The sequence below is a fragment of the Agrobacterium sp. LY4 genome (assembly GCF_001526585.1).
In the GTDB taxonomy this organism is placed as follows: Bacteria; Pseudomonadota; Alphaproteobacteria; order Rhizobiales; family Rhizobiaceae; genus Agrobacterium; species Agrobacterium leguminum.
Genome location: NZ_ASYA01000052.1, coordinates 65,305 through 90,770 on the forward strand (window position 1 = coordinate 65,305; position 25,466 = coordinate 90,770).

At 60.6% G+C, this 25,466-nt stretch carries 21 protein-coding genes, 1 pseudogene and 1 riboswitch; of the genes and pseudogenes, 9 read left to right on the forward strand and 13 right to left on the reverse strand.

The features are described 5' to 3' along the window. Nucleotides 1-9: 9 nt before the first annotated feature. From L904_RS23765 to L904_RS23800, 8 genes and pseudogenes are all read right to left on the reverse strand, one after another. Nucleotides 10-764, reverse strand: a pseudogene (locus L904_RS23765) (hypothetical protein). Between the two features lie 104 nt (nucleotides 765-868). Then, nucleotides 869-3,718, reverse strand: coding sequence for a TonB-dependent receptor (locus L904_RS23770; RefSeq protein ID WP_020813251.1), 2,850 nt, complete (start codon nucleotides 3,716-3,718; stop codon nucleotides 869-871). A 149-nt stretch (nucleotides 3,719-3,867) separates the two neighbouring features. Continuing rightward, nucleotides 3,868-4,863, reverse strand: coding sequence for a FecR family protein (locus L904_RS23775; protein ID WP_020813250.1), 996 nt, complete (start codon nucleotides 4,861-4,863; stop codon nucleotides 3,868-3,870). A 111-nt stretch (nucleotides 4,864-4,974) separates the two neighbouring features. Beyond that, a complete protein-coding gene (locus tag L904_RS23780; protein WP_020813249.1) occupies nucleotides 4,975-5,475 on the reverse strand; it encodes an RNA polymerase sigma factor in 501 nt (166 codons plus the stop codon). A 188-nt stretch (nucleotides 5,476-5,663) separates the two neighbouring features. Beyond that, nucleotides 5,664-6,416 (reverse strand): ABC transporter ATP-binding protein, encoded by a 753-nt coding sequence (locus tag L904_RS23785; RefSeq protein ID WP_003524635.1) that lies wholly within the window; start codon nucleotides 6,414-6,416, stop codon nucleotides 5,664-5,666. Beyond that, nucleotides 6,410-7,477 (reverse strand): iron ABC transporter permease, encoded by a 1,068-nt coding sequence (locus L904_RS23790; protein ID WP_020813248.1) that lies wholly within the window; start codon nucleotides 7,475-7,477, stop codon nucleotides 6,410-6,412. Before L904_RS23790 ends, L904_RS23785 begins: the two co-directional genes overlap by 7 nt. Continuing rightward, nucleotides 7,474-8,613 (reverse strand): ABC transporter substrate-binding protein, encoded by a 1,140-nt coding sequence (locus tag L904_RS23795; RefSeq protein ID WP_020813247.1) that lies wholly within the window; start codon nucleotides 8,611-8,613, stop codon nucleotides 7,474-7,476. The genes L904_RS23790 and L904_RS23795 overlap by 4 nt, the downstream gene beginning before the upstream one ends. Before the next feature lie 96 nt (nucleotides 8,614-8,709). Beyond that, nucleotides 8,710-9,843 carry an ABC transporter substrate-binding protein gene (locus L904_RS23800; protein ID WP_035262089.1) on the reverse strand — a complete coding sequence of 378 codons (1,134 nt, stop codon included), beginning with the start codon at nucleotides 9,841-9,843 and terminating at the stop codon, nucleotides 8,710-8,712. A gap of 113 nt (nucleotides 9,844-9,956) precedes the next feature. Between L904_RS23800 and L904_RS23805 the strand changes: the two genes are divergently transcribed. Then, on the forward strand, nucleotides 9,957-10,787 hold the full coding sequence (locus L904_RS23805) for a class I SAM-dependent methyltransferase (RefSeq protein WP_020811620.1): 831 nt from the start codon (nucleotides 9,957-9,959) through the stop codon (nucleotides 10,785-10,787). A gap of 117 nt (nucleotides 10,788-10,904) precedes the next feature. Here L904_RS23805 and L904_RS23810 read toward each other — a convergent pair whose 3' ends face one another. From L904_RS23810 to L904_RS23830, 5 genes are all read right to left on the reverse strand, one after another. Continuing rightward, on the reverse strand, nucleotides 10,905-11,384 hold the full coding sequence (locus tag L904_RS23810; protein ID WP_020811619.1) for a pseudoazurin: 480 nt from the start codon (nucleotides 11,382-11,384) through the stop codon (nucleotides 10,905-10,907). After that, nucleotides 11,381-12,181 (reverse strand): ABC transporter ATP-binding protein, encoded by an 801-nt coding sequence (locus tag L904_RS23815; RefSeq protein ID WP_020811618.1) that lies wholly within the window; start codon nucleotides 12,179-12,181, stop codon nucleotides 11,381-11,383. The genes L904_RS23810 and L904_RS23815 overlap by 4 nt, the downstream gene beginning before the upstream one ends. After that, nucleotides 12,178-13,206 (reverse strand): iron ABC transporter permease, encoded by a 1,029-nt coding sequence (locus L904_RS23820; RefSeq protein ID WP_020811617.1) that lies wholly within the window; start codon nucleotides 13,204-13,206, stop codon nucleotides 12,178-12,180. The genes L904_RS23815 and L904_RS23820 overlap by 4 nt, the downstream gene beginning before the upstream one ends. Next, nucleotides 13,203-14,234, reverse strand: coding sequence for an ABC transporter substrate-binding protein (locus tag L904_RS23825; protein WP_020811616.1), 1,032 nt, complete (start codon nucleotides 14,232-14,234; stop codon nucleotides 13,203-13,205). Before L904_RS23825 ends, L904_RS23820 begins: the two co-directional genes overlap by 4 nt. Nucleotides 14,235-14,391: 157 nt before the next feature. Next, nucleotides 14,392-14,627: riboswitch (cobalamin riboswitch) on the reverse strand. Between the two features lie 39 nt (nucleotides 14,628-14,666). After that, complete coding sequence (locus tag L904_RS23830; protein WP_020813296.1) at nucleotides 14,667-15,545, reverse strand: GNAT family N-acetyltransferase; 879 nt, start codon at nucleotides 15,543-15,545, stop codon at nucleotides 14,667-14,669. A 203-nt stretch (nucleotides 15,546-15,748) separates the two neighbouring features. On the opposite strand from L904_RS23830, the gene argE reads away from it, so the two are divergent. From argE to L904_RS23870, 8 genes are all read left to right on the forward strand, one after another. Continuing rightward, a complete protein-coding gene (gene argE / locus L904_RS23835) occupies nucleotides 15,749-16,873 on the forward strand; it encodes an acetylornithine deacetylase (protein ID WP_020813297.1) in 1,125 nt (374 codons plus the stop codon). Nucleotides 16,874-16,896: 23 nt separating this feature from the next. Then, complete coding sequence (locus tag L904_RS23840) at nucleotides 16,897-17,820, forward strand: glyoxylate/hydroxypyruvate reductase A (RefSeq protein ID WP_020813298.1); 924 nt, start codon at nucleotides 16,897-16,899, stop codon at nucleotides 17,818-17,820. Between the two features lie 26 nt (nucleotides 17,821-17,846). Continuing rightward, a complete protein-coding gene (locus tag L904_RS23845) occupies nucleotides 17,847-18,203 on the forward strand; it encodes a cupin domain-containing protein (protein WP_035264219.1) in 357 nt (118 codons plus the stop codon). Further along, nucleotides 18,200-18,655, forward strand: a complete 456-nt coding sequence (locus tag L904_RS23850) for a GNAT family N-acetyltransferase (protein ID WP_020813299.1) — start codon at nucleotides 18,200-18,202, stop codon at nucleotides 18,653-18,655. Before L904_RS23845 ends, L904_RS23850 begins: the two co-directional genes overlap by 4 nt. A gap of 127 nt (nucleotides 18,656-18,782) precedes the next feature. Further along, nucleotides 18,783-20,825 (forward strand): hydantoinase/oxoprolinase family protein, encoded by a 2,043-nt coding sequence (locus tag L904_RS23855; protein ID WP_020813300.1) that lies wholly within the window; start codon nucleotides 18,783-18,785, stop codon nucleotides 20,823-20,825. A gap of 3 nt (nucleotides 20,826-20,828) precedes the next feature. Beyond that, a complete protein-coding gene (locus L904_RS23860; RefSeq protein ID WP_020813301.1) occupies nucleotides 20,829-22,796 on the forward strand; it encodes a hydantoinase B/oxoprolinase family protein in 1,968 nt (655 codons plus the stop codon). A 141-nt stretch (nucleotides 22,797-22,937) separates the two neighbouring features. Beyond that, nucleotides 22,938-24,401: an aldehyde dehydrogenase gene (locus tag L904_RS23865; RefSeq protein ID WP_031234532.1), complete on the forward strand. Its 1,464-nt coding sequence runs from the start codon at nucleotides 22,938-22,940 to the stop codon at nucleotides 24,399-24,401. Between the two features lie 13 nt (nucleotides 24,402-24,414). Continuing rightward, nucleotides 24,415-25,458 carry a tartrate dehydrogenase gene (locus tag L904_RS23870; RefSeq protein ID WP_020813303.1) on the forward strand — a complete coding sequence of 348 codons (1,044 nt, stop codon included), beginning with the start codon at nucleotides 24,415-24,417 and terminating at the stop codon, nucleotides 25,456-25,458. Nucleotides 25,459-25,466: the final 8 nt, after the last annotated feature.

Sequence of the window (25,466 nt, forward strand, 5' to 3'; positions counted from 1 at the left end):
GATTTTCCTTTACGCGGCAAGCGCCGATGCGCTGGCGAAAATGAAGTCCGATGCGTCGAGTACGCTGGAATCTACACCAACGAGGGTGATAGTGTCGCCACCAAAAATGTTTTCGATGACAGCATCGCCGTTTGCATTGTTGCTGATGAAGACATCGTCAATGCTCCCGGAGCCCCAAGCGGAAACGTCCAGTTTGTCCGTACCGTCCTGGTAGCGTAGGTCCCGGTGGGACCGGCCTGCACCACATCATTGCCGCCGGAGAATACAAAGGTATCTGCACCAGCAAAACCTGTCAGGGTGTTGGAGGCAGTCGTGTCCTCGATCACCGTGCCGGTGGCGGCAAAGTAATCATAGAAGCCGGCCAGCGAACCGAAGCGGGCAAGCTGGTAGACGGCGAGATCGAGAAGATCGCGGGCACCGGCGAGCGAATAGGCGCTGTCGGGATCGATCAGCAGTTCCTGCTGGCTAACGGCGATGCCGCTGGTGGACTGGCTGTAGCCGGTGCCCAGAACGATGCTGTCGACCGAACCCGTCAGGTTACCCTGCGAGTACTGCAGAGCGCCGCTCATGACGATGCCCTTGCCGCCGGTGCTGCCATCGCCCCACGCCTCATAGGTCGTGTTCGGATCGATGGTGGTGGTGGCGAGAGAGCTGGTCTGAGCGTCGTAGAACGCACCATAGGTCGAACCGAAACCGCTCGTCCAACCGTTGAGGTAGCCGATCAGATCCGAGGAAGACTGCGTCAGTTGAATTGTGGTAGCCATAGGTGTACTCCTTTGCTGGCCAATATCGATACCTTCGTCCTGTGGCGAAGGCGTTTCATCTCCGGGACGGGCTGCAACCCAGCCCGGAGAATTTCTTCCACGGTTCAGAACTTCACGTTCATCGTCGCGATAAAGGTGCGGCCCGGCGCCGTGTAGGCGCTGGCTGCCGGAATGTATTTGCGGTCCGTCAGGTTATTGACGGCGAAGCGAAGCGTGGCCTTGTCGTTGAAGGCATAGGAACCGTAGAGATCCACCGTCGTGTAGGGATCGGTCACCTCACGCAGATTGCCTTCCGTATCCAGCGTACGCGACTGCGTCGGCGTAACGTGGTTGAGCCTTGCGCCCAGCGAGAATTTTTCATCGAAGAAACGCATGCCGCCATCGAGCGTCAGCTTCACCTTGGGCGCGACGTCGCCCGGCCAGGCAACGATTTCACCGGTTGTGGTGGTCGTGCCGTTGGAAAAAACCTGTGTCTTTTCAGGCCATTCTGTTTTCAGAAATGTTGCCGAGCCGCCGATCCAGAAACTGCGGGCATCGTAATTGCCCTCGAATTCCAGCCCGCGCATATAGGTCGTGCCGTCCAGATTGACGAAGCTGGTATAGGTGCGGTCGAGAACCTGATCCGTAACGAGATAACCGAGCGCGATATAGTCCTTCACCTCGCGGCGAAAGGCGGCCATTTTGATGCGAATGGAATCGTCGTCCAGCAGCACGCCGTCGAAGCTCATATTCGCGCCGACTTCGTAGGTCGTCGCCTTTTCGGCACGCAGGGCCTGGTTCGGAGCGTATTCGTATCCGGGGCTGTCGCCCGGGCGAGCTCCTGCGAAAAATGCCTCGAGAATTGTCGGCGGACGCAGGCTCTGGGAATAGCTCACATAGGGGCGGAACCAGTCGACGGGTTTCAGTTCGATCGTCGCGGAAGGTAGCCATGCGCTGTAGGTATGGTCTATCTCCACGTCATAGGAGGGATATTCCGTTGAGTAAGTGGTAGCATAGTAAGTCGTTCCGGCATCACGCCACCGGCCGTCAATGATTTCGCCCCTGGTGGCGGGCCAAACGTTGTTCAAAGTATTGCAGGAACTTGCCCTCTGGGCCGCAGTGAAAGTACGGCCACCAAACACCCCAGTCATGCAGATGGCGTAGACGCGGCTGTAGGTCGCCGGCAGGTATTGTGAAACATACGTGAGATAACTGTCTGCCGAGCCAACAATACGGTTTGAGCCTGTAGCGACTGTAACCTGATTGTAATATGTCGTGCGCCCCTTCAGTCGCGACCAGTCATACCGAACACCACCGCTTAACGTGATCCAGTCTGCAGGTTCCAGCTCACCGTTGAAAAATAGGCTCGCTACATCACGTCGCCCTGCCGGGCTAAAAGCGGTATAACTACTGGCATAAGAGGGGTTATTTTCGATGGTGGAACTGGTGGCAACCGAAGAAGCAATATCTCGAAAAGCCTCGACGCCGTAGTTAAGGCTAAGCTCGCCTGCCGGTGTAGTGGCACGACTGGTGTTTTCAACGCTAACGCCGAAACTCCGTAGGCCCATGTCAAGATTGGTTTCAGCCGCATATCCTGCGCTCCCGGCTCCAGTGCGCGCCGCACGCAGTTCATGCGTCATATTATCGTTCAGCCACAGAGACGACTTAAAGTCGATGAGTTCGCTCTCCGGATCCCAATCCAGCTTCGCGACAACGCTGTCGTTTCTTACGCTTTCCCGGTCGATCACCGTGGAAGCGCCCTGAACGAAGTCATTCTCCTGATGCATCCAGGACAGCGAAGCCTTGACGTCGCCGAAGTCGCCTTCGCCCTTGAAAAAGGTCGACCAACCGTCGCGGCCGAGCAAATCCTTCATTGTCAGCGCGGTGCTGCGGGCCTCCCCTTTTGTGCCGACCTTGTATTCATCCATGATCGTGCGGCTGTAGCCGGCGACGAAGGAGAGAGGACCATCCGGCGAGCGAACGGCGCCGAGAACCGAGCCCTGAAAATCATAGCCATTGGTGCCGCGGGAAACATTCGCTTCCCCGCCTTTGTTTTCACCCTCGGTAATCAGATCGTCGGCGCTGACGGTTCGGAACTCGACCTTGCCGCCCAGAGAGCCGGCATTGCCTGAGCGCGCATTGGTTATTTTCTCGATCTCGACGGCACGGATGAAAGCGACATCCACATAACCCTGCCCGGCGCTTGCGGTGTAGCTCGTGGCGCCGCCGAAGGCCGCACCACGCTGCGCATTCTGCCGCGCGCCATCGATGGAGACGACCACGCGGCCGCTTTCCTGCAAACCGCGCACATTGGGCGAAACGGTTGGGAAGCTGCCATTGCCCTCGCCGGCATAAACACCGGAAACCCGGTTGAAAACATCGCGCGTGTTGCGCACCCCGGCCGACTGGATCGCCTCACGGCCGACCACGCTGACGCTGGCGGGCGTTTCATAAACCCAGTCGGGCGTCCCCTGATAACCGGAACCGGCAATGGAGTTACGCCCGGTCTTGCCGGTCAGGGTAATGGTTTCCAGAACCGTCGTACCCTCCGCCGCGGAAAGATCGACGGTCGATTGCCCCGTGCCGATGACGACGGTTCTGCCATTGCCGGCGATACGGAAATTGACGCCCGTTCCCGCCAGCAACCGCGACAGCGCCTCCCGCACCGTGAAACTGCCGGTGACGGCGTTGGTGCGCACATTGCCGGCCGATGGCGTGGCCAGCGTGACCTGAAGGCCGGATTGCCGCCCGAAGGCACCTACCACGGATGACAGCGACTGGGCAGGAATGTTGAACGGCCGCGTTGCGCCCTGCTCGCCATTCGGGCGCTGGCTATTGGCGGCATCAGGTCCGGTCTGCGCAAAAACCGGCATCGAGATTGAAACAACGACAGCCGTCGTCGCCAGCAGCATGGCTGTGCGCGCATGCTTTCCCGCTTTTCTGCCCGAACCGGTTACACGTATATGGAGGCGCATATTGCTTCAGTCTTCCTGTCTTTCGTTCCGGAAATATCTTGACCGGATTACTCAACAAAAAGACGATTGCCTCGGCGATTTTTTTCAGGCTTTTTGAGGAAATTTTATAAATTACTGAAAATAAATATGATTTTTTGTTTTCAACTGTTTCAGAAGCGGGTGATGATGCGGGCGCTGCCGCCAATCGCATGCACCTTGCCCCGGTAAGGTTCCACCAATGCTTCCAACGCGCGGTCCGGGTCGCGAAGATCGTAAAAACCCGTTACCCGCTGCTCGGCCAGCCTTTTGTCCGCCATCGTCAGCCATGCCGGATGATAGCGCTGTATCTGCTCCACGACCGAGCCGATCGTCGCATCCACCACATAAAGCTCCCCGTTGCGCCAGCCGCCTATATCCTCCACGGACACGCTCTCCTTTCGGATTGCACCGGAGGCGTCGACAATCAGCATCTCGCCGGGGATGAGCCGTGTAGGCGCCGCATTGCGGAAGGATGCTTCCACCGAGCCATGCGCAAGCGCGACCTGCGTTATGCCATCCGTGAGATCGACATCGAAAGCCGTGCCCAGCACCTGAACGGTGACGTTCTTCGTCTCCACCACGAAGGGTCGCGCGCTATCTGGCACGACATCAAAAAAAGCTTCGCCCTTCAGCACTTTCACATTACGGCGGCCATCGGTAAAATCGGTGGAAAGCGCACTCGCAGCGGCAAGTTGCACCCTGCTACCGTCTTCAAGGACTATCGTGCGGCTTTCAGCCGTACTGGTCTGATAATCCGCTTCGATGCGGACAAAAAAAGCGGGTACGAAAAGCACAGCAAGACAGAGCGACGCCGCAGCCATGGCCATGCCGGCATAGTGACGAACGGTAAAGCGTCGCCGCGGCAGCTGTTTTTCGGCCTTGGCCGGCAGGTGGGGTGCATCTTCCCAGAGGTTCTTGAAAGCCGGTTCAACCAGACCGAGGTTGCGCCACGTTTTGCATGTCCGCTCCCAGGCAAGACGGTTTGCCGGCGAGGCAACCAGCCATCGATCAAACTCCGCCTTCAGCCGCGGCTCCACCGATCCCGCCTGCAGACGTATCAGCCAGTCAGCCGCCTCTTCCGCCTTCCCGTCAGGCAATTCTATTTTCCTATCTGGATCAATGGTCATTGAACCGGGCCAGTTCCTTTGCGAGGCAGAAAAGCCGCCTCGTCTTCCGCGTTGTTATATAGACGTTTAACGGAAAGTTTTTTTTCACATAATGGGACAATCAGGGCAATTTCACTTCATTTCTCTGGTAATCGCGGCAATGCTACCCTTGATCAGGCGGTGAGCGCTGGCCACGGACACGCCAAGGTGACGAGCGATCTCCTCCATATTGTAACCACCGAATCTGTGCATTTCCAATGCCACGCGCGCCTGAACCGGCAGGGTCTCCAGAATTGTCTGCATCTGCCGAACTTCATCGCAGAACAGCGCATGCTCTTCCGGCGTACCATGATCCTGCGGCACGCCCCAGAAGGGGGTGTCATCCGGTCGCTCCCGCAGGTCTTGCCGGTTGCGCCGGCGGTTGTCGAGCGCAAGATTGCGAACGATGCGAAAAAGATAAGATTTGAGGTTGGAGGGATTGCCGGAGGCTTCCGGCACGAATTTCAGGAAGGCTTCCTGAACCACGTCCTCCGCATCCGCCCGCGACCCCAGAATGAGGGTGGCGTATTTGATCAGGTCGACCCTATGCGCGACGTAAGCGTTATAACGCTTGTCATCTTCCCGTATGCCCATGTCTCAACCGAGAGAAATTTCAAGGATCGACGAAACCCGCCGCCCCCGAATGGCCGCGCAGTTCTGCCGCTCAAAGCTCTAGCATCCAAACCGTGAATCGAACAGATATTTCATGACTATTATCATCAAGAATTTGTGCAGGCCGCATCGAGCGGACCCGGCAGCAAGCGCGGCCGGGTTTTGACCTGTCAGATGGCCCCGTCGACGATGACCATGGGTCTGCCCTGCGAGCAGGGCTCGATACGGGCATCGATGCGATAGATATCGCGCAGCATCTCCGGGGTTATCACCGCCTCCGTGCTACCGCTCACCACCATTTCGCCACGCGCGATAACCATCGTATTGGCGCAATAACGAAGTGCATGGTTGAGGTCATGCAGGGCGATCAGCACGATCATGCCGGTCTTCTGCGCCAGATCGGTGACGAAACCCAGAACCTCGATCTGCCGATGAAGATCGAGCGCGGAGGTCGGCTCGTCCATCAGCAGCACTTCCGGCTTGCGCGCCAGCGCCTGCGCCAGCGAAACAAGCTGCCGCTGACCGCCGGACAATTCGCCAAGCCCGCGGAAAGCAAGGTCATGGATTTTCAGCGCCTTGAGAATGGCGTCGATCTCGAACAGCTCATCGTCATGGACTCGCCAGCCGCCGCCCTGCTTGGCGGAAAGAAGTACGGATTCATAAACGGTCAGCACGGCGTTGGCGCCGGTATCCTGCGGCATGTAGCAGATGGCGCGGTTGCCGCGGGCCGTATCGGAGAGTTCCACCAATCCGGGACCGGAAATCAGGCTGGCGATGCGCTTGAAAAGCGTCGACTTGCCGGCGGCATTCGGGCCGATCACAGCCGTCACACTGCCGCTTTCCAGCGTATCGATGCCGACCTTGGAGAGAACCGTGATGCGCCCATAGGCGGCGCCGACATCTTTCAGTGCGAGCGCTACCATGCGCGCCTCCTGTTGCCGAAAATAAGCGCGAAAAAGAACGGAACGCCGACGAGCGCCGTGATGACGCCGATCGGCAGAATAGCGCCGGGAATGAGAATCTTGCTGATGACCGAGGTTGCCGACAGAAGCAGCGCGCCGCAGATCACCGAGCCGGGCAGGAAGAAACGCTGGTCCTCACCCACCACCATGCGGGCGATGTGCGGACCGACCAGCCCGACGAAACCGATTGTGCCGACAAAAGAAACCGGAATGGCCGCCAGCAGACTGACCGTCAGCATGGTCGTCAACCGCAGCCGCCGGACATTGATGCCCATGCTGGCCGCCTTGTCATCGCCGAGCCTCAGCGCCGTTAGCGCCCAGGCATTGCGCATGAACAACGGCACGGTGACGAGGAGGATGGCGGCGGTAATATAGACCTTGTCCCAGGTCGCCTTCGTCAGGCTGCCCATGGTCCAGAAAACCACGGCGGCAAGCGCCTGTTCGGAGGCCAGATATTCGAGCAGCGACAACGCCGCATTGAAGGTGAACACCAGCGCGATGCCGAGCAGCACGATGGTTTCGACCGTCACCCCGCGAAGCGTCGAGGCGAAATGGATGAAGAGAGCCGCGACCATGGCCATGATGAAGGCGTTGATCGGCACCATGTAATGCACGGCGCCCGGAAAGATCGCCACGCCGCCAACCAGCGCCAGCGCCGCACCGAAGCTTGCCGCAGCCGAAATGCCGAGCGTGAAGGGGCTGGCGAGCGGGTTCGACAGGATGGTCTGCATCTGCGCACCCGCGACCGAAAGCGACGCTCCGACGGTCACCGCCATCAGCGCGATCGGCATGCGAATATCCCAGATCACCACCCGAAGCTGGTTTCCGACGGCGGCCGGATCGGCAATCGTCGCCAGAACCTCGGAGAGCGTATAGCGCGCCGGCCCGAGCGCCATGTCGGCGGCCATGCTGAAACACAGCGCGATAAAAAGCCCGAAGAGGATGATTATCCTGCGCGCGGCAAGGGCGCGATATTGATCGCGCCCACTGATACCAACCGCGCTTTCATTCAGCGAACTCATTGGTTCAAACCTTTTTCGAGCGAGGCGAAGTAACCCGGCTTGTAGGTGACGGGGAGGAATTTGCGGTGAAATTCCTCAAAATTCTTTTCCGGATCGAGATCGGCGAAGAGATCGGGATGAAACCACTTGGCGAATTGCTGGATCGGGAAGAATTCGTAGGGCGCGCCATAGAACTGGTGCCAGACGGCATGGACATTGCCTTGCTTCACGGCCTTCAGTTCCGGAAACGGCGTGCGCTTCATCAGATTGGCCAGTCGCTCACGGGAAAGAGCCATATCCGCCCCGCGTCCGACCGGAACGAACTGGTTGATGTCGGATTCGGCGGCCCAGTTGGAGCCGGTGACGATGACGTGGTCCGGATCGGCAACGACGAGCTGTTCGGGATTGAGATCGCCGAAGGTCGTCTTGATGATGCCGTCGGCAATGTTATGGCCGCCGGCAAGATCGACCATCGCGCCGAAATTGACCGGTCCGAAAGTGCGGCAGCAATTGTTTTCGCCGGAAATGCCGGGCGCGCGTTCAATGAAGACGTTCGGGCGCTTCAGGTCCTTGACGCTGGCGAGCCGGTCGGTCACGCGGGCGATTTCGGCGCGGCGATAGGCGATGAACTCCTTCGCGCGCTCTTCGGCGCCGAAGAGTTTGCCGAGAATTTCGACCGAGGCTTCGCTGTTCTTTTCAGGATCGATGCGGAAATCGAGATAGATGATCTTGATGCCGGCGGCGGCGGCCTTTTCTTCGAAACCGCTCTCCTTGGCGGATTTCTCCGCTTCCAGATTGAGGGTGATCACATCGGGCGAAAGGGTGATGGCCGTTTCCAGGCTGAAATCGCCCTGCGGCACATAACCGAAGCGCGGCAGTTTCTCGACCTGCGGAAAACGCTCGACATAGGCGGTGTAGCTGTCGGGATCCTTCTTGAGAAGATCGTCACGCCAGCCGACGATGGTGTCGAAGGTCTTGTCGCCCTTGAGTGCGGCAATGACATGCACCTGGCGCGCCTCACCGACGATGACGCGTCTGGCCGGCAGGTCCAGTTCGACTTTGCGACCGGTGACATCGGTAATCTCGGCAGCCAGAACCGGCACGGCGAGAAGGGAGAAAGCCAGCACCGCAAGATGCCTGAGAGCGTTGAGCCGCATGAGAAGTCCTCATTGAGTTCCAAAACAAAGCGATAAAGCCGCATGGCTGCGGCTTTATCCATCGGTTGGACGGCGCTCCCCTTCACCGTCCCTTTATTACCTGGCGTCCTTCAGCGAAACGAAGTAGCCGGGCTTGTAGTCGAGCGGCAGGAAGCGGGCATGCAGTTCCTTGAAGGTCGCCTCCGGGTCGAGGTCCTTGAAGAGGTCCGGATGCAGCCACTTGGCGATTTCCTGAACGGCCACGAACTGATAGGGATTGTTGTAGAACTGATGCCAGATGGCGTGGACATTACCGTCCTTCACCGCCTGCACGCCGGTGAAAGCCGGGCGCTTGGTCAGGTTTTCAAGCTTGCGATGGGCTTCTTTCAGATCCGCGCCATAACCGACGCCGACCCAGTTGCCGCCCGGAACATAACCGTTCCAGTTGCCGCCGGTAATGATGATCTGCTCCGGGTTTGAGGCAATGATCTGTTCCGGATTGACGGTGCCGAAGGTGCCGGGAATGATGTCCTTGGCCATGTTGACGCCGCCGGCAAGCTCCACCATCTTGCCGAAATTCTCGTTGCCGAAGGACATGCAGCAATCGTCGGAGTAACCGCCGGCGCGCTCCATGAACACGACAGGCTTCTTCGGATTGGCCTTTTCAAGCGTATCGGTAACCTTGGCGATGGAGTCGGCGCGGAACTTGATGAAGTCCTCGGCGATCTTTTCCTTGCCCGTCAGCTGGCCCATGAGGCGCATGCTCGGCTCGGTATTTTCCATCGGCTTTTCACGGAAATCGACGTAGACCAGCGGAATGCCGACCTTTGCGAGCTTTTCGATATAGCCCGCTTCTTCGGTTGCCGTCTTGGCGTCGATATTCATCAGGATCACGTCAGGCTTCAGGGCGACAGCCTGCTCTATGTCGAAAGTGCCGTCCTTCATGCCGCCGAAAGTCGGCAGCTTGGCGATTTCCGGATACTTGGCGAGATAGGCCGCATAGGTTTCCGGGTCGGCTTTCGTCAGATCGTCGCGCCAGCCAACCACGTGCTGGAAAGGGTTTTCCTTGTCGAGCGCAGCCAGGAAATAAATCTGGCGACCTTCACCGAGGATGACGTGCGATACCGGCACATTCACCTCGACATCGCGGCCCGTCACATCCTTGACGGTGACCTTTTCGGCGAATGCCGGCCATGCGGCGGATACGAGAAGGCCAAGGGCAAGTGCCGCAGATTTGGCTGAGATGCGCATCGGATATTGCTCTCCAGTGTTGACTGGCGCGGCTGTATTATTTTCTGACTATACTAGTCAACATTTATGTTTTAGAGCCATTCTTAACTGACCGGTACATGAGTTGAAGACCGATGATCGACACAATCCAATATGGCAAAAACGACAGTCTCAGAGACGAAATCAAATCCTATTGGTCCGGCCGCGCCGCGACTTTCGACCTTTCCCCCGGGCATGAAATTTTCTCCGAAGACGAGCGCGAGGCCTGGCACGCGCTTATCCTGAAACATCTCGGCCACGGAGAGGGCCGCAAGGCGCTCGATCTTGCCAGCGGCACCGGCGTCATCTCGCACCTTATGGACGATCTCGGTTTTCACGTCACCGGCATGGACTGGTCGGAAACCATGCTGGCGCTTGCCCGTGAAAAAGCGAAAAGCCGTGGCCGCACCATCCGCTTTTTCGTTGGCGATGCCGAAAACACGATGGAGCCGGATGAAAGCGCCGATGTCATCATCACCCGTCATCTGGTCTGGACGTTGGTGGACCCGCAGGCAAGCTTTGCCGAATGGTTCCGTGTCCTCAAACCGGGCGGACGGCTTCTGATCGTCGACGGCGACTTCGTGAATACCGGCTGGCGCGAAAAACTGGTGAAGAAACTGGCGGCCAGCCTCGAAAGCATCGGCCTCGTCAAATCGGACCAGCCGCACAAGCCGGCGGACCCGGAAAACACCTTCAACAGCATTCTTTCCCGCGTTTATTTTTCGAAGGGCGCAAGGGCCGGCGATGTCGCGGCGCTGTTGCGTGCTACCGGCTTCGAACCTGTCGCAATCGATCAGGAGCTTCAGGCCATTCACCGCGCCCAGGCGAAAAATTTCAGCCTGCTGAAAGGCATTCTGCGCGGGCTGCAACATCGTTATGCCGTGTGCGCGGTGAAGCCGGGAGACTACTCCGTCACCCCGGACTAGATCCGGGGTCCAGTGCGATCAAGTCCTTGATCGCAAAAGACTCTTCCCACGGCGCAGACGCGCCGTGGCTGAATGCCGGATCAAGTCCGGCATGACGGATGAGAGTTCAGTGCAGCCTCATTTTTCCGCCTGCTCGAAGAGGTCCTCGAACCTTGGCTTTGCCCGGCCGGGTACGTCCACCGTCCGGTAGCTCTGCCGCAGGGTCGCCTCGCCGACCTTGATCAGCATGACCATGCCCATGCCGTAATGCGGCGAGCATTTGATGCCGTAAAAGCCCGGCTTTTCAAAGCCGGTCTCGAATTCGTCATTGATCCGGCCTTTGAAACCTTCGGCACCTTCAGGGATCATGCCATCGATGGTCGCGGCATTGTGGCTCTTGTGGGTAGGCACAAAGCGCACGCGGTCGCCGGGCGCTATTTCGAGAAAATCGGGCTCGAATACCATCGGGCCTTTTTCGCCCCGGTTCAGCATTTTCACCTCGAAGGTCTCGGCTGAAGCCTGAAGCGGAAAGCCCGTGAACGCCACGGCAATGACGGCAGCGGCCCAAAACATGCTGGTCCTTGCAGCGGCGTTTGCGAACGTCGTCAATGTCATCATCGTGCCAGTACTTTCCTTGGATGCTCGGCCCGCCCATGGGCCGGCAGAAAACGAATATGGGAAAAGCCCCCCTCATCCGTGGTGACGACGCATTCCACCCCGAAGACGGCGGCTATTCTCGCCGGTGTCAGAACCTCCCGCGGCGGACCGACCGCGATCATCTCGCCCCGGTGCATGATGGCGACGCGATCGCAGAACATGGCGGCGTGATTGAGATCGTGCAGCGCCGCCACAACGGTCAGGCCCTGCCGGCGCACCAGATCGAGCAGGCCGATCTGGTGGCCTATGTCGAGATGGTTGGTCGGTTCGTCCAGAAGCAGGATATGCGGCTCCTGCGTCAATGCGCGGGCGATATGCAGGCGCTGGCGTTCGCCGCCGGAAAGATGGTGCCAGTTGCGCTCCGCCTTGTCGGCCATGTCGACATTGGCAAGTGCTGCATCAACAATGGCGTCATCCTTCTGCGACCAGGCGGAAAGCGGCCCGAGATAGGGCGTGCGCCCAAGCTCCACCGCCTGTCGTGCAGTGATGCGTTCGGTGGTTTCGGCCTGCTGCTCCACGAAGGCGAGCCGGCGGGCAAGGTCTCGCCGTCCCAATGACGCAAGCGGCTCACCCCCGAGCGTAACATGCCCCCGGCGCGGCTTGCGAATACCCGCCAGCATGGAGAGCAGCGTGCTTTTGCCGGAACCGTTCGGTCCGATGACGCCGAGAAACTCACCGGAACCGACATCGAGCGAAACGCCGCGCACGATATCGATATTGCCGGCGTGAAAATGCAGGTCGTGGGCGGATAATTTCATGAACGCCCCCTCTTCTGCCCAAGGATGAAGGCAAAGGCGGGTGCGCCGACGAGTGCGGTGATGACGCCGATGGGCAGCACCTGCCCCGGAATGACAATGCGCGAGAGAATATCCGCGACGATCATGAAAACCGCGCCGGTCAGCGCCGTCACCGGCAGCAATATACCGTGTCGAACCCCGACGAAGATGCGCGCGGCATGCGGAATGACGAGGCCCACGAAGCCGATGGAGCCGACCAGAGACACCATCGCAGCCGTCATGATCGCCGAAACGGAGATCAGCACCGCATAGACCCAGCGCACCGGAATGCCGAGCGAGGCAGCCGCCTGACCGCCGAAGGCGAAGGCATCGAGCGCCCGGGCATACCAGAGACACACCGCAAGTCCCGCAAGGCTGACCGGCAGCGCCAGCCAGACATCCGGCCAGCGCACGCCCGAGAGGTTGCCCAGCAGCCAGAACATGATGCCGCGCGCCTGTTCCGCATTGGCGGATTTGGTGACGATGAAAGAGGTCATGGCGTTGAACAGCTGCGACCCGGCCACCCCCGCCAGAATGATGGCGCTGTTGCCGTGTCCCGCCCGCACCGCCAGAAGACTGACCAACGAAAACGCGACGAAAGCACCGATGAGCGCCCCGGCCGGCATCGTCAGGAACCCCGCTCCGAAGCCAAGCAGCGCGACAGCGACGGCACCGGTGGAGGCGCCGGCGGAAATGCCGAGAATATAAGGATCGGCAAGCGGATTGCGCAAAAGCGATTGCAGCACCGCCCCGGCCAGCGCCAAAGAAGCGCCGCAACAGGCGGCGACGACGGCGCGGCTGAGGCGGTAACTCCAGACAATGCCCTCATCCAGCGGTTCCAGCAGATAGGCCGCATGGAAGACGCGGTTGGCGATTGTTTTCGCCACGACGTCGAAAGGAATGGCGGTCTCGCCGATGGCCGCCCCGGCCATCAGCGCGACGAGCAGCAGGGCGAGCGCGGCAAAAGCCAGCCCTACCCTGCCGAGATGGATGGAAAGACCGTTCACTTGGCGAGGCCGGCAGCCGAAATCGCCTCGGCCAGCGTTTCGATGCCTTCAATGGTGCGAATGGTCGGGTTCATCGCCTGCGCATCCATCTCGAACACATGTCCTTCCTTGACGGCTGGCATGATGCTGGCCACGGGATCGGTGGCGAGGAACTTCAGCTTGACGGCGACATCGTCAGCCGGGAAACGGCGGCGATCCATCTTGCCGGCGACGATGATGGAGGGATTGGCCTTGGCGATGGTTTCCCAGCCGACGGTCGGCCATTCTTCATCGCTTTCGATGACGTTCTTCAACCCCAGCGCGGACATGATGTAGCCGGGAGCGCCATTGCGGCCGGCCACATAGGGATCGATATCGAGCTCGGCGCTGGAGAACCAGAAGACGGCCGAAAGCTTGCCGTTGGCGGAAGCGATCTTGGCGCGGGCGGCTTCTTCACGCTTCTTCAGGTCGGCAACGACCTCTTCACCGCGATCCTGCACGTTGAAGATTTTGGCGAGATCGCGGATTTCCTGGTAGATCAGATCCATGGTGAAGACGGTGTTGCGCACGCCGTCGCCGCCACCGGAATTGTCCTTGCCCATGCAATCGGCGGGCGAGGTATAAACGGGAACGCCAAGCTCGGCGAATTGCGCCGGTGTTCCGACAACGCCTTCCGGGCCGATCTGCCACTGGAACTGCGTCGTCACGAGGTCCGGCTTCTTGCCGATGACCGCCTCGAAGCTCGGATCATTGTCAGCCAGCCGCTCGACCCTGGCATTGGCCTCCTCGTAACCCTTCAAAACCGGACCGATCCACAGCGCCGTGCCGACCACCTTGTCGGAAAGGCCGAGGAGGTAAAGAACCTCGGTCGTGCTCTGGCCGACGGACACGGTGCGGGCGGGCGCCTGCTTGAAGGTGATATCCTGACCGCAGCTGTTGATCGTCAGGGGATAGGTGGTTTCGGCAGCATTGGCGCCGGCGACAGGCAAAACCGCAAGCGCAGCGGCCAGAAAGCCGGCATGGACCGGCAGGCGTCTAGAATGAAACATGTGTTCTCCAGTCGAAAGTAAATCTTATTCCAGAGCAGCAGGCGTCAGAACGCGCAGCAACAGCGGGACGTCTTGTACGGAGAACGGCAATAGGACGCAAACGAAATGTTATGAAATAACATTACAATCTCCTCCTCCGGGCTTCCCCGCCCGTAACGATGGTTTATATTTCGACGGCAGGTCTCCTGGCTCACGGATTTGCGTCACTCATCTGCCTTCCCGCATTCCGGAGAATACAGTGGCATGACGCCTTGAAGCGTCACGGGGATGAACGACAATCCGCTTACAGTTGCGGGGGCAGCCACGGCATTGGGCGAAAAAGATCGCCCGCACCATGTTCCCTATTAATCCCTTCGCCTTTCGGCTGCAGGAACCGTCGCTTTCTCACATAAGGGGCAAGAGGCGGGGCGTCAATTGCGATAGTGCCGCACCTCAGCACAAAGACGGGCCCGCCAGGGCGAAAATCTTTACGGAACCGGAGCCTGCCGGTTGCGGTGCGCCTTTCGACATGGCGGTGAGCGTTTCGATCACCACCAGCCCGGATTGCGCCAGGAACTCGGTCAGAAGACCGTTATCCTGCACAGCATCGAGACGGACAAGCTGATCGTCGAGATCGGAAAAATGTCGCCTCACCAGCGCAATCGCATCCGCCTCGTCACCGGCGACGACCGGACCGACAATATGACCCCGCCCCGCTGCACGCCGCAATGCAAAGGCGGCAAGACGATCGGCCTCAAACAGGCCATAACCCGTATTTTCCCGGAGAAGGCGTTGCAGGACACCCCGGCGCGAAACACCGAAAGCCGCTCGATCCAGATCCGCCACGGCGGACAAATGATCCTCGGACAGCGGCTCGATTCTCTGTTTTCTTCCAAGCGTCGGCATCTCGGCAGGGCAGCGTGCCTTGCCACGCAGGAGATGTACTTTTTCCGTATCTCCGGCAAAACCCAGCCGTGCGAAAAGCCGTCGCGAGGCTTCCGTGGCGTTCAACCGCAGGGCGGCTTCAGGGTAGCCCGCAATGAGTTGGCCCACCAGCCATGGTGCGACGCCCTGCCCCTGCAAACGGGGAGAAACGATGACCATGCCGACCGTGGCGAAACCCTCATCATAAGAAAACAGCATTGCCGTTGCGACAACGCGATCGATTTCGTCAAGCGCGGCAAGCCCGACGCCGCACTGCCGCAGGAAACACCATTCGTTCGCGTGATATCGCCATCCGACAGCCATGGACAAAGCATGCAGATGATCGGCCTCCACATCGGCGATATCCACTGTCCGCAACTCGAAACTATCGACTTTGAGCAGCTCCATGACAAACGGCTCTCATTCCCTCCGGCGCGGAACCTTGATCCCGGCAGCCCAGCTCACGACATCCGAAGATAACCAGTCTCGTCAGCAGGAATTTTCCGAAAGCGCTGGAAGGACACAACAATCTACTGAAATCACCCGTATTTCAGCAGATAAACGCCGCAGGCCGCTCTAAGCTTTTCGGCGTTGAAGCGACGGAGACAGCCATGAACGCAATCGACATTCTGGAGCGTCTTGTCGGCTTCCCGTCGGTGGTCGGAACCGCCAATGGCGACATTGCCGGATGGATCGCCGATTATCTGGAAAGCCACGGCGCGAAAGTATCGCTGCTTGCCGGCCCGGAGGGCGACCGCACCAATCTCTTTGCCAGCTTCGGCCCGGCCGATGCCAGCGGATACATCCTGTCCGGCCATATGGATGTGGTGCCTGCCGGTGAGCCGGAATGGTCCTCCGATCCCTTTACGCTGAGAACCGAAGGCGAGCGCCTCTACGGACGCGGAACCACCGACATGAAAGGGTTTCTGGCCACGGTTCTCGCCGCAGCACCGGCATTTTCACGCATGGCGCTGAAGCGGCCCGTTCACATCGCCTTTTCCTATGACGAGGAGGCGGGCTGCCGCGGCGTTCCGCATCTCATCGCCCGATTGCCGGAGCTATGCGCAAAACCGGCGGGCGCGATCATCGGCGAACCGAGCAATCTGCATGCGGTGCGCGCCCACAAGGGCAAGGCCGCCGCACGCATCACCATTCGCGGCCGCTCCGGCCATTCCTCGCGGCCGGATCAGGGCGTGAACGCCATTCATCTGATGACCGGCATCATGGCAAAGGCGGTCGAGACCGCGCAGGCTCTCACCGAGGGTCCCTTCGAAGCGACGTTCGAGCCTCCCTATTCCTCCCTGCAGATCGGTACGGCGAAAGGCGGACAGGCGATTAATATCATCCCCGATCTCTGCGCCATCGAACTGGAGGCGCGGGCGATTGCTGGCGTGTCGCCGCTTGCCCTGCTCCAGCCGGTGCGCGACCGTGTCGAAGCGCTCGCCGCCGAGGGCATCGACATAGAATGGACGCCGATGAGCGATTATCCGGCGCTCTCCCTTGCCGCCGATGCGCCGCTCGTGAAGCTTTTGGAAGAATTGACCGACACGCCCTGCATCGCCGCCGTCAGCTATGGCACGGAGGCCGGGCTTTTTCAGGCGGCCGGCATCGACGCCATCATCTGCGGCCCGGGCGATATCGGCCGCGCCCACAAACCGGACGAATTCATAACGGCCGGCGAACTGTCGGCCTGCCAGTCGATGCTGGAAACACTGGCGAACCGCTGCACGGTTTAAACCTTCGGAACCACGGATTTCAGATGACTTTCTTCTTCAATTCCGACGCGAAGCGCGGCGAGATTTTCCGGCAGGCCCTGGCCCGCGACCTCCCGGAACTGCCCTTTTCGATGGATGCCGAAAGCGTCGATCCGGATGCGGTTCGATACCTCATCACCTGGACCGTGCCGGAAGATATCGGCCGCTACCGTAATCTCGAAATCCTGTTTTCCATCGGTGCGGGCGTCGATCAGTTTCACATCGACACCGTCCCTGCGCATGTAAAAGTCGTGCGCATGGTGGATGAAGGCATCATCCGCATGATGCAGGAATATGTGAGCCTCGGCGTGCTGGCGCTTCACCGCAACCTGCCGGTCTATTTGAAACAGCAGCGCCAGCAACTCTGGAAGGCCTTGCCGCAGCGTCAGGCGGAAGACTGCCGGGTGGGCGTTCTCGGCCTCGGCATGCTGGGCGTTGCGGCGCTGGAACGGCTGAAACCCTTCGGTTTTCCGCTTTCCGGCTGGAGCCGTTCACCGCGCGAGATCGATGGCGTGACCTGCCATCATGGCGAAGCCGGATTATCCACGATCCTTTCGACCAGCGATATTCTCGTTTGCCTGCTGCCGCTGACCGACGAAACGACGGGACTTCTGAATGGCGAACGCCTGGGGATGCTTCCCGAGGGTGCGGGGCTGGTTCACGCCGGGCGCGGCAAACAGCTCGACCACGACGCCCTCATCGATGCGCTGGACAGCGGCAGGCTTTCGGGCGCGGTGATCGACGTCACCGATCCGGAACCGCTTCCGGAAGACCATGCCTTCTGGACGCATCCGAAAATTCTCCTGACGCCGCACATCGCCAGCGTCACCCAGCCGCATTCGGCAGCGCGCACCGTTGTCGAGAACATCAAACGATACCAGTCCGGCCTCGAGCCGCTCGGCCTCGTCGACCGCAATCGCGGATATTGATCATCCCGTTCCAGGAAAGGACACCCATGCCGCTTCTCAAGACCATCGACACCCATCCCGCCTTCGAACCGAAAGCCTCCAAGGCTCTGCCGGAACGCCTGATCTCCGGCGATCCGTCCTTCAAGACCTGGCCGCTGGACGAAGCCCGCAACGGCACCGTCCACACCGGCATCTGGGAAGCGACGCCGGGCGAAAGCCGTTCGATCAAGGGCGAAACCTTCGAATTCTGCCATATTCTCGAAGGCGTCATCGAAATCACGCCGGAAGGCGGCGAACCGCTGCGTTATACGGCTGGCGACAGTTTCGTCATGAAGCCGGGCTTCGTCGGCGTTTGGAAAACCATTGAAACCGTCCGCAAGATCTATGTTACGGTGAACGGATGAACTGGGAACCGGCCATTTTCGAAATCACCCGCGACGGCTATGTGCTGAGCACCGATCCGGCACGGGTGGATTTCGATCTGGTCCATGGTTTTCTCGCCCGCGATTCCTACTGGGCGCAGGGAATGACCGCCGACCGGCTGAAGCGGGCGCTTTCGCATTCGCTGCCGGTCGGCGTTTACGCCCCTGACGGCTCCATGGCCGCCTTCGCCCGTCTGGTGACGGATTATGCCGTTTTCGGCTATCTGCGCGATGTCTTCACGGTGGAGGATCATCGCGGTCGCGGCCTTGCGTCCTGGATCGCCACCGAGATACGCACACACCCGGAGCTTTCGACGGTATCGAGCTGGATGTTGGCGACCCGCGACGCCCATGGCGTTTACGAAAAGGCCGGCTATCGCGCAGCACCTCATCCCGAATATTATATGACGGTGCCGAAACCCGGCGAGGGTTGAGAACCCTCCCTATGAGCCACATCCGCCATCCTCATAACCTGGGGCTATGACCCTTACCCCATAAATGCTTGGCCCTTTTCCGGTCCCGATGACAGCATCGTCCGCACTGGAAAAGGAGACGGAAGAGATGGGATATCGCATTGGCGTCGATGTGGGCGGGTCGTTTACGGATTTTGCCGTGTTCGACGATGGGACCGGCGCGCTTTCCACCCTGAAGGTGTTTTCCCGCCCCGACGCGCCCGGAGAAGAAATCCTTCTCGCGCTCGATACGTTGAAAAAGCGCGACGGCATCGAAGCGAAGGACGTCTCCTATTTCACCCATGGCACCACCGTCGGCGTCAACACCGTCATCCAGCGCAACGGCCAGAACGTCGCGCTGTTCACCACCGAAAATTTCGAGGACGTGCTGGGCGTTGCACGCCTGAAAATTCCGCAGATCCACAATCTCTATTCCGTGCGGCCGGAACCGCTCATCCCGCGCGAACGGGTTTTCGGCATAGCCGAGCGCATGCTGGCGACCGGCGAGGTAAAGCTCGCTCCGAACGAAGAGAATGTGGCACAGGCTGTCGCCGGCGCCCTTGCAGCCGGTTGCGACGGCATCGTGCTCGCCTTCCTGCATTCCTACCGCAATCCCGAAAACGAACTTGCCGTGAAGGCGATGATCGAACGCATCGCTCCGCAATTGCCGGTGGTTTCTTCTGCCGAGACATGGCCGATCATCCGCGAATATGAGCGCACCGTCACCGCCGTCATCAGCGGTTATGTCCAGCCGCGCGTCGCACATTACCTCGACCGTTTCGAAACGGTGCTGCGCGGGCAAGGCATTGCCTGCCCGCTGCTCATCACCAAGACCAATGGCGGCGTCATGGGCATCGATCAGGCGCGGCGGGAATGTGTGCAGATGATCCTGTCGGGCACCGCTTCCGGCGTCATCGGCGCAGGCTATCTGGCAAAGGCCAGCGGCTTTGAGCGAGTGATGAGCCTCGATATCGGCGGCACCAGCGCCGATGTGGCCGTGATCCTTGATGGCGAGGCCCAATATGGGGTCGGCGAACTGATCGGCGATTTCCAGATTCATGTCCCCTCCGTTTCGGTCAGCTCCGTCGGCCAGGGCGGCGGCTCGGTCGCATGGGTCGACAGCCTCGGCCTGTTGCAGGTGGGGCCTGAAAGTGCCGGCTCGACGCCGGGACCCGCCTGTTACGGACGTGGCGGTAACCGCCCGACGATCACGGACGCCATGGCGGCCGCCAATCTCATCGGCCATATGCCGCTCGGTTATGGCGCGGTGACCGTCGATCACGCCGCGTCGCGCGCCGCGCTCTCGCCGCTCGCCGAAAAACTCGGCCTTTCCGTCGAGGCGCTCGCCGGCAACATCGTCGATATCGCCGTCTCCGGCATGTATGCGGAGGTGAATGCCCTGACCTCCCGTTTCGCCATCGACCCACGCGAATTTCACCTCTTCGCTTTCGGCGGCGCCGGCGCGATGCTCGCCTGCTTCCTCGCCCGCGAGCTGGACATGAAGGGTGTGGTGGTGCCGCCCACCCCGGGCGTTGTTTCCGCGCTCGGCGGCCTGATTGCCGATCTGAAGAACGATTTCATCCGCACCACCTATTGCGATGTGAACGACAGGGAAATCTTCGATCTCGCCCCCCTTCTCGCCGAAATGCAGGAAACCGGCAGCAACTGGCTGAAGGAACAGGGTTTTAACGGTGATTGCGAGATGCGGCTTTCCGCCGACATGCGCTATCGCGGCCAATCCTACGAAATCGAGACCACGCTGCAGTCGGAATGGCTGGGCAGCGGCGACGCCGGCGCTATAAACAGGGCTTTCCATGAGGAACATGCCCGCCTCTACGGTCATTCCGATGAGCGGGCGGCGGTGCAGATGGTCAATCTCAGACTTGTCGTCTCCGGGAAAACACCGAAGCCGCCGCTTCGCGAGACAGGCGTGGCCACTGGCCCCGCAACGCCGCGCTTTCACACGAAAGGCTGGTTTGGCGGCATGGAACACGACATGGCGATCTATCACCGTGACGATCTGGCGGCCGGTCACGATTTCGACGGCCCCGCCATCGTCCTTCAGGACGATACCACCACCGTCGTGCCGCCCGGCTTTTCGGTCCATGTGGACCGTTTCGGCAATCTCGTCATTACCAAGCGGGAGTTTTGACCCATGACCATCGATCGCCGCAATCTCAAGGTGCTCGCCAATTTCTGCTCGGCCGCCGCCGATGCCATGGCCTTTACGCTGATGCGCACCGCCCATTCCGCCTTCGTCAAGGAGACCGAGGATTTTTCCTGTCAGGTGGTGACGCGCGAGGGGCTGGCCTTCGCCAACCCCCGGCAATTCGGTGCGCCCTGGTATAGCGGCATCGATTACGCGCCGCTGCTTTCCATGTTCGAGGAATATGAAGAGGGCGATATCTGCATCACCAACGATCCCTATAGCGGTTTCGTCGCCACTCACTCTCCAGATATCCACATCTGGAAACCGGTCTTCCATGAGGGCAAAATTGCCTGTTTCGTGGTCGGGCACATCCACAATACCGATGTCGGCGGCGCGGTTCCGGCCTCATTGTCCCGCTCGCTTTCCGAAATCGAGCAGGAAGGCCTGCGCATCCCGCCGGTCAAGCTCGTGCGCAAAGGCAGGCTCGATCCCTTCATCATCGACATGATGAAGGCCAATGTCCGCATGCCGGAACAGAATATCGGCGACCTCCACGCCCAGATCGCCTCCGTCAATATCGGCGAACGCAAGATGCAGGAGATCATCGCCCGCTTCGGCTTTGACGATTTTCTGGACGGTGTGCGCCAGATTTTCGACTATGCGGAAGAGCAGACCCGGCAAATCCTGACCCGGGTGCCCGATGGCGACTATTTCTTTGCCGATTATGCCGATGAGGATTCCGTCGGGGGCCGGCCATGCCGCGTGGCGCTGACGCTGAAAATCCGCGGCGGCGAAGCCGTCCTCGACTATACCGGCAGCGACCCGCAGCTCGGCTCGTCGCTGAACATGCCGACCGGCGGCCGCGAGCGGCATTCACTCGTCATGGTCGGCCTGACCTATGTGCTTTATACGCTCGATAACAGCCTGCTCCTGAATGCCGGCACCCTGCGCCCGGCGCGGGCCGTGCTGCCGGAAGGCACGATCGTCAATTGCCAGCGCCCGGCCGCCGTCGGCATGCGTTCGCTGACCTGCGCCATGACGCAGATCGTCACCATCGGCGCTTTTGCAAAGGCGCTGCCGGAGCTTATTCCCGCCGCCTCACCCGGCGGAAACGCCATCATGAACATCAAGACCAGCGACAGGAACGGCCGCCCGGTCATGGCCTCCATCGGCCCGGTCGGCGGCGGCGGCGGTGGCACGCCCTTCTGCGACGGCAGCGACGGCGCGGGCGGCGCCACCGGTTTTCTGCGCAACACGCCGATTGAAATCAGCGAAGCGGAAGTACCGATCCTTTTCCGCCGTTATGGGCTGCAACGCGACACCGGCGGGGCGGGCCGTTTTCGCGGCGGGCTTTCGGCTGTCATGGAGTTTGAAATATCCTCCCCGGAAACGGTGGTCACGGCCCGCAATCGCAACCGTTCGGTGATGGCGAGCTGGGGTGTCAACGGCGCAGGTCCGGGGCTGATTTCCCGCTTCCTCCGCAATCCCGATACCGAGGGCGAAATCTCGCTCGGCAATACCGATATCGTCCATTGCGGCCCGGGCGATGTCATTCGTGTCATAGGACCGGGAGCCGGCGGTTACGGCGACCCCTTCACCCGCCCGCAGCAGGCCGTGCTGCGCGATGTGCGGCGTGGTGCGGTCTCGGCAGAAAATGCTGCAAGACACTATGGGGTGGCGCTCAACAGTGATGATATCGACGAAGAGGCGACGACTGCCCTGCGCGCCGCGCCGCGCGGGAAGACGGACGATATCATCAGCTACGGACCGGAGCGGCTCGCCTTCGAGGCGGTCTGGACCCGGGAGCGTTATGATCTTCTGACGCAATTCCTGCAAAAATCGCCCGTGGGATGGCGCTTCTTCCTGAAACACCGGGTGTTTGAAGCGGTCGAAAACGAGGGCGATGATCCCCGCCCCCTTAGCGAGCGGATGGCCGGGATTTTCGACCGTATAAGCGCCCGCTACGGCGTTTGACCTGCGGCATATACCGGCCGCCGAAGATTGCACTGTCTGCCGGTGGCAAAACAGGATTTTCATTCACCGCCCGCGCCGCAGTCGGTCGATGCTGCTTGCCATCAGGGATTAGCGTTGGGGCATATCCAAAGAGGATTCCACATGACGCTCAGCTTCGATCCAGACAGCTTATCCCTGCCGATCGGCCACTTCATCGGCGACCGGCTGGTTCCGGCGGCAAACGGCATCGACATGCACCGCCCCTCGGATGGCATCGAATATGCCGGTTGCCCCAAGGCGGATGCGGCGCTGGTCGATGAGGCAGTGCAGACTGCCAAGGCCGCGTTGAAGAGCAGCAACTGGGGCGGCGTGCGCCCGCGCGAGCGCACGAAGGTCTTGCAGCGCTGGGCCGACCTGATCGAGCAAGAGGCCGAGACGCTGGCGAAAATCGAGGCGCTGTCCTCGACGCGGCCGGTGGGCCAGCTGATCGCCGGCGATATCGCCGTCACCGCCGAACAGATCCGCTTCTTCGCCGAATTTGCCGACAAGGAAGGCGGCGATCTGGTGCCGACCGACGATGCGAGCCTCGGCATGATCATGACCGAGCCCTATGGCGTCGTCGGCGCCATCACACCATGGAATTTCCCCGTCTCCATGGCCGGCTGGAAGCTCGGCCCGGCACTCGCGGCAGGCAATGCCGTGGTGCTGAAACCGTCTGAAATGACGCCCTTCTCCAGCATCTTCATGGCGCAGCTGGCGATCAAGGCCGGATTGCCGGCAGGTCTCATCAACATCGTGCTGGGCGACGGGCCCGTGACCGGCAATGCCATCACCGGACACCCTGATATCTCCAAGGTCAGCTTCACCGGCTCCACCGCCGCGGGCGCCGCCATCATGGCCAATATCGCCCGCACCGGCATCAAGCCCATGACGCTGGAACTCGGCGGCAAGAGCCCGCAACTGGTCTTTGCCGATGCCGATATAGAGAAGGCGGCAGCGGCCATCGCCGGCAATATTCTCTCCAATGCCGGGCAGGCCTGCGTGGCGGGCTCGCGCATCATCGTCGAGGAAAGTGCGGCGGATGCCCTTTCCACGGCCATCATCGCCCGCATGAAGGCGGTGAAACCCGGCCCGACCTGGGACGAGACGACGCAATATTCGCCGATCATCTCCGAGGTGCAGCGCAAGCGCATCGACGGCATCGTGCAGGCGGCGGTCGCCCATGGCGGCGAATGCCTGACCGGCGGCGCGATCATGGACGGTCCCGGCTATTTCTATCAGCCGACGCTGATCGCCAATGTCGACCAGACCTCTCCTGCCGTCACCGAGGAAATCTTCGGGCCGGTGCTGACGCTGCAGACCTTCCGCACGGAAGAAGAGGCTCTGGCGCTTTCCGACCATCCGACCTACGGTCTGGCGGCGGGTCTTTTCAGCCGTGACGTCTCGCGCGTCATGCGCCTGTCCCGCGCCATTCAGGCGGGCACGATCTGGGTCAACCGTTATGGCCGCTCGCGCGACCACATATTGCCGACCGGCGGTTACAAACGCTCCGGCATCGGCAAGGATCTCGGACGCGAGGCCTATCTCGCCAACCGCAAGAGCAAAAGCGTCCTTATCGGACTGTAACAGGGGTAATGTCTTGAAAACGCATCGCATCGCACTCATTCCCGGAGACGGCATCGGCAAAAGCGTAACGGACGCCGCATGGCAGGTTCTCAACGCCGCCGCCAAAACCTCCGGTTTTGCGCTTGAAGGAACGGAATTCCCCTGGTCCTGCGCCTTCTACAAGGAAACCGGCGCGATGATGCCGAAGGACGGCATCGAAACCCTGCGCAGCTTCGACGCCATCCTGCTCGGCGCGGTCGGCTGGCCGGCGGAAGTGCCGGACTCTGTCTCGCTGCACGGCCTGCTGCTGCCGATCCGCAAGGCTTTCGTGCAATATGCCAATATCCGCCCGCACCGGCTTCTGCCCGGTGTGCAGGGGCCTTTGAAGGCCGATGGCTTCGACATTCTCTGCATCCGTGAAAACACGGAGGGCGAATATTCCGGCGCCGGCGGCCGCGTGCATCAGGGCACCGACGATGAAGTTGCCGTCGAAACCTCGATCTTCACCCGCAAGGGTGTGGAGCGCATCCTGCGCTTCGGCTTCGAACAGGCGCAGAAGCGTCGCGGCAAGCTTGCCTCCATCACCAAGTCCAATGCCCAGAAATATTCGATGGTGTTCTGGGACGAGGTGACCCACAAGCTCGCTGCCGAATATCCCGACGTCGAGGTTTCCAGCTACCACATCGACGCCATGGCGGCCCGCATGGTTATGGCCCCGGAAAGCCTCGATGTCGTGGTCGCCTCCAACCTCTTTGGCGATATTCTGACCGACCTCGGCGCAGCCATTCAGGGCGGCCTCGGCTTTGCCGCCTCCGCCAATATCAATCCTGACCGCAGCGCGCCCTCCATGTTCGAGCCGGTGCACGGTTCGGCCCCGGATATCGCCCATCTCGGCATTGCCAACCCCATCGCCGCCATCTGGTCCGGCGCGATGATGCTCGAGCATCTCGATGAAAAGGACGCGGCCGTGCGTATCATGACGGCGCTGGAAACGGCGACCGGCCGGGGTATCGGCACGGTGCCGGGCAAGGACAAGACAGACGCCATCACCGCCGCAATTCTTGCGGCGCTCGACTGATTTCGGAG

What these genes read in the sequence shown, in the direction of transcription:
- L904_RS23770 (WP_020813251.1), bottom strand. Translation starts at nt 3,718, where the DNA reads ATGCGCCTCCATATACGTGTAACCGGTTCGGGCAGAAAAGCGGGAAAG.
- L904_RS23775 (WP_020813250.1), bottom strand. Translation starts at nt 4,863, where the DNA reads ATGACCATTGATCCAGATAGGAAAATAGAATTGCCTGACGGGAAGGCG.
- L904_RS23780 (WP_020813249.1), bottom strand. Translation starts at nt 5,475, where the DNA reads ATGGGCATACGGGAAGATGACAAGCGTTATAACGCTTACGTCGCGCAT.
- L904_RS23785 (WP_003524635.1), bottom strand. Translation starts at nt 6,416, where the DNA reads ATGGTAGCGCTCGCACTGAAAGATGTCGGCGCCGCCTATGGGCGCATC.
- L904_RS23790 (WP_020813248.1), bottom strand. Translation starts at nt 7,477, where the DNA reads ATGAGTTCGCTGAATGAAAGCGCGGTTGGTATCAGTGGGCGCGATCAA.
- L904_RS23795 (WP_020813247.1), bottom strand. Translation starts at nt 8,613, where the DNA reads ATGCGGCTCAACGCTCTCAGGCATCTTGCGGTGCTGGCTTTCTCCCTT.
- L904_RS23800 (WP_035262089.1), bottom strand. Translation starts at nt 9,843, where the DNA reads ATGCGCATCTCAGCCAAATCTGCGGCACTTGCCCTTGGCCTTCTCGTA.
- L904_RS23805 (WP_020811620.1), top strand. Translation starts at nt 9,957, where the DNA reads ATGATCGACACAATCCAATATGGCAAAAACGACAGTCTCAGAGACGAA.
- L904_RS23810 (WP_020811619.1), bottom strand. Translation starts at nt 11,384, where the DNA reads ATGATGACATTGACGACGTTCGCAAACGCCGCTGCAAGGACCAGCATG.
- L904_RS23815 (WP_020811618.1), bottom strand. Translation starts at nt 12,181, where the DNA reads ATGAAATTATCCGCCCACGACCTGCATTTTCACGCCGGCAATATCGAT.
- L904_RS23825 (WP_020811616.1), bottom strand. Translation starts at nt 14,234, where the DNA reads ATGTTTCATTCTAGACGCCTGCCGGTCCATGCCGGCTTTCTGGCCGCT.
- L904_RS23830 (WP_020813296.1), bottom strand. Translation starts at nt 15,545, where the DNA reads ATGGAGCTGCTCAAAGTCGATAGTTTCGAGTTGCGGACAGTGGATATC.
- argE (WP_020813297.1), top strand. Translation starts at nt 15,749, where the DNA reads ATGAACGCAATCGACATTCTGGAGCGTCTTGTCGGCTTCCCGTCGGTG.
- L904_RS23840 (WP_020813298.1), top strand. Translation starts at nt 16,897, where the DNA reads ATGACTTTCTTCTTCAATTCCGACGCGAAGCGCGGCGAGATTTTCCGG.
- L904_RS23845 (WP_035264219.1), top strand. Translation starts at nt 17,847, where the DNA reads ATGCCGCTTCTCAAGACCATCGACACCCATCCCGCCTTCGAACCGAAA.
- L904_RS23850 (WP_020813299.1), top strand. Translation starts at nt 18,200, where the DNA reads ATGAACTGGGAACCGGCCATTTTCGAAATCACCCGCGACGGCTATGTG.
- L904_RS23855 (WP_020813300.1), top strand. Translation starts at nt 18,783, where the DNA reads ATGGGATATCGCATTGGCGTCGATGTGGGCGGGTCGTTTACGGATTTT.
- L904_RS23860 (WP_020813301.1), top strand. Translation starts at nt 20,829, where the DNA reads ATGACCATCGATCGCCGCAATCTCAAGGTGCTCGCCAATTTCTGCTCG.
- L904_RS23865 (WP_031234532.1), top strand. Translation starts at nt 22,938, where the DNA reads ATGACGCTCAGCTTCGATCCAGACAGCTTATCCCTGCCGATCGGCCAC.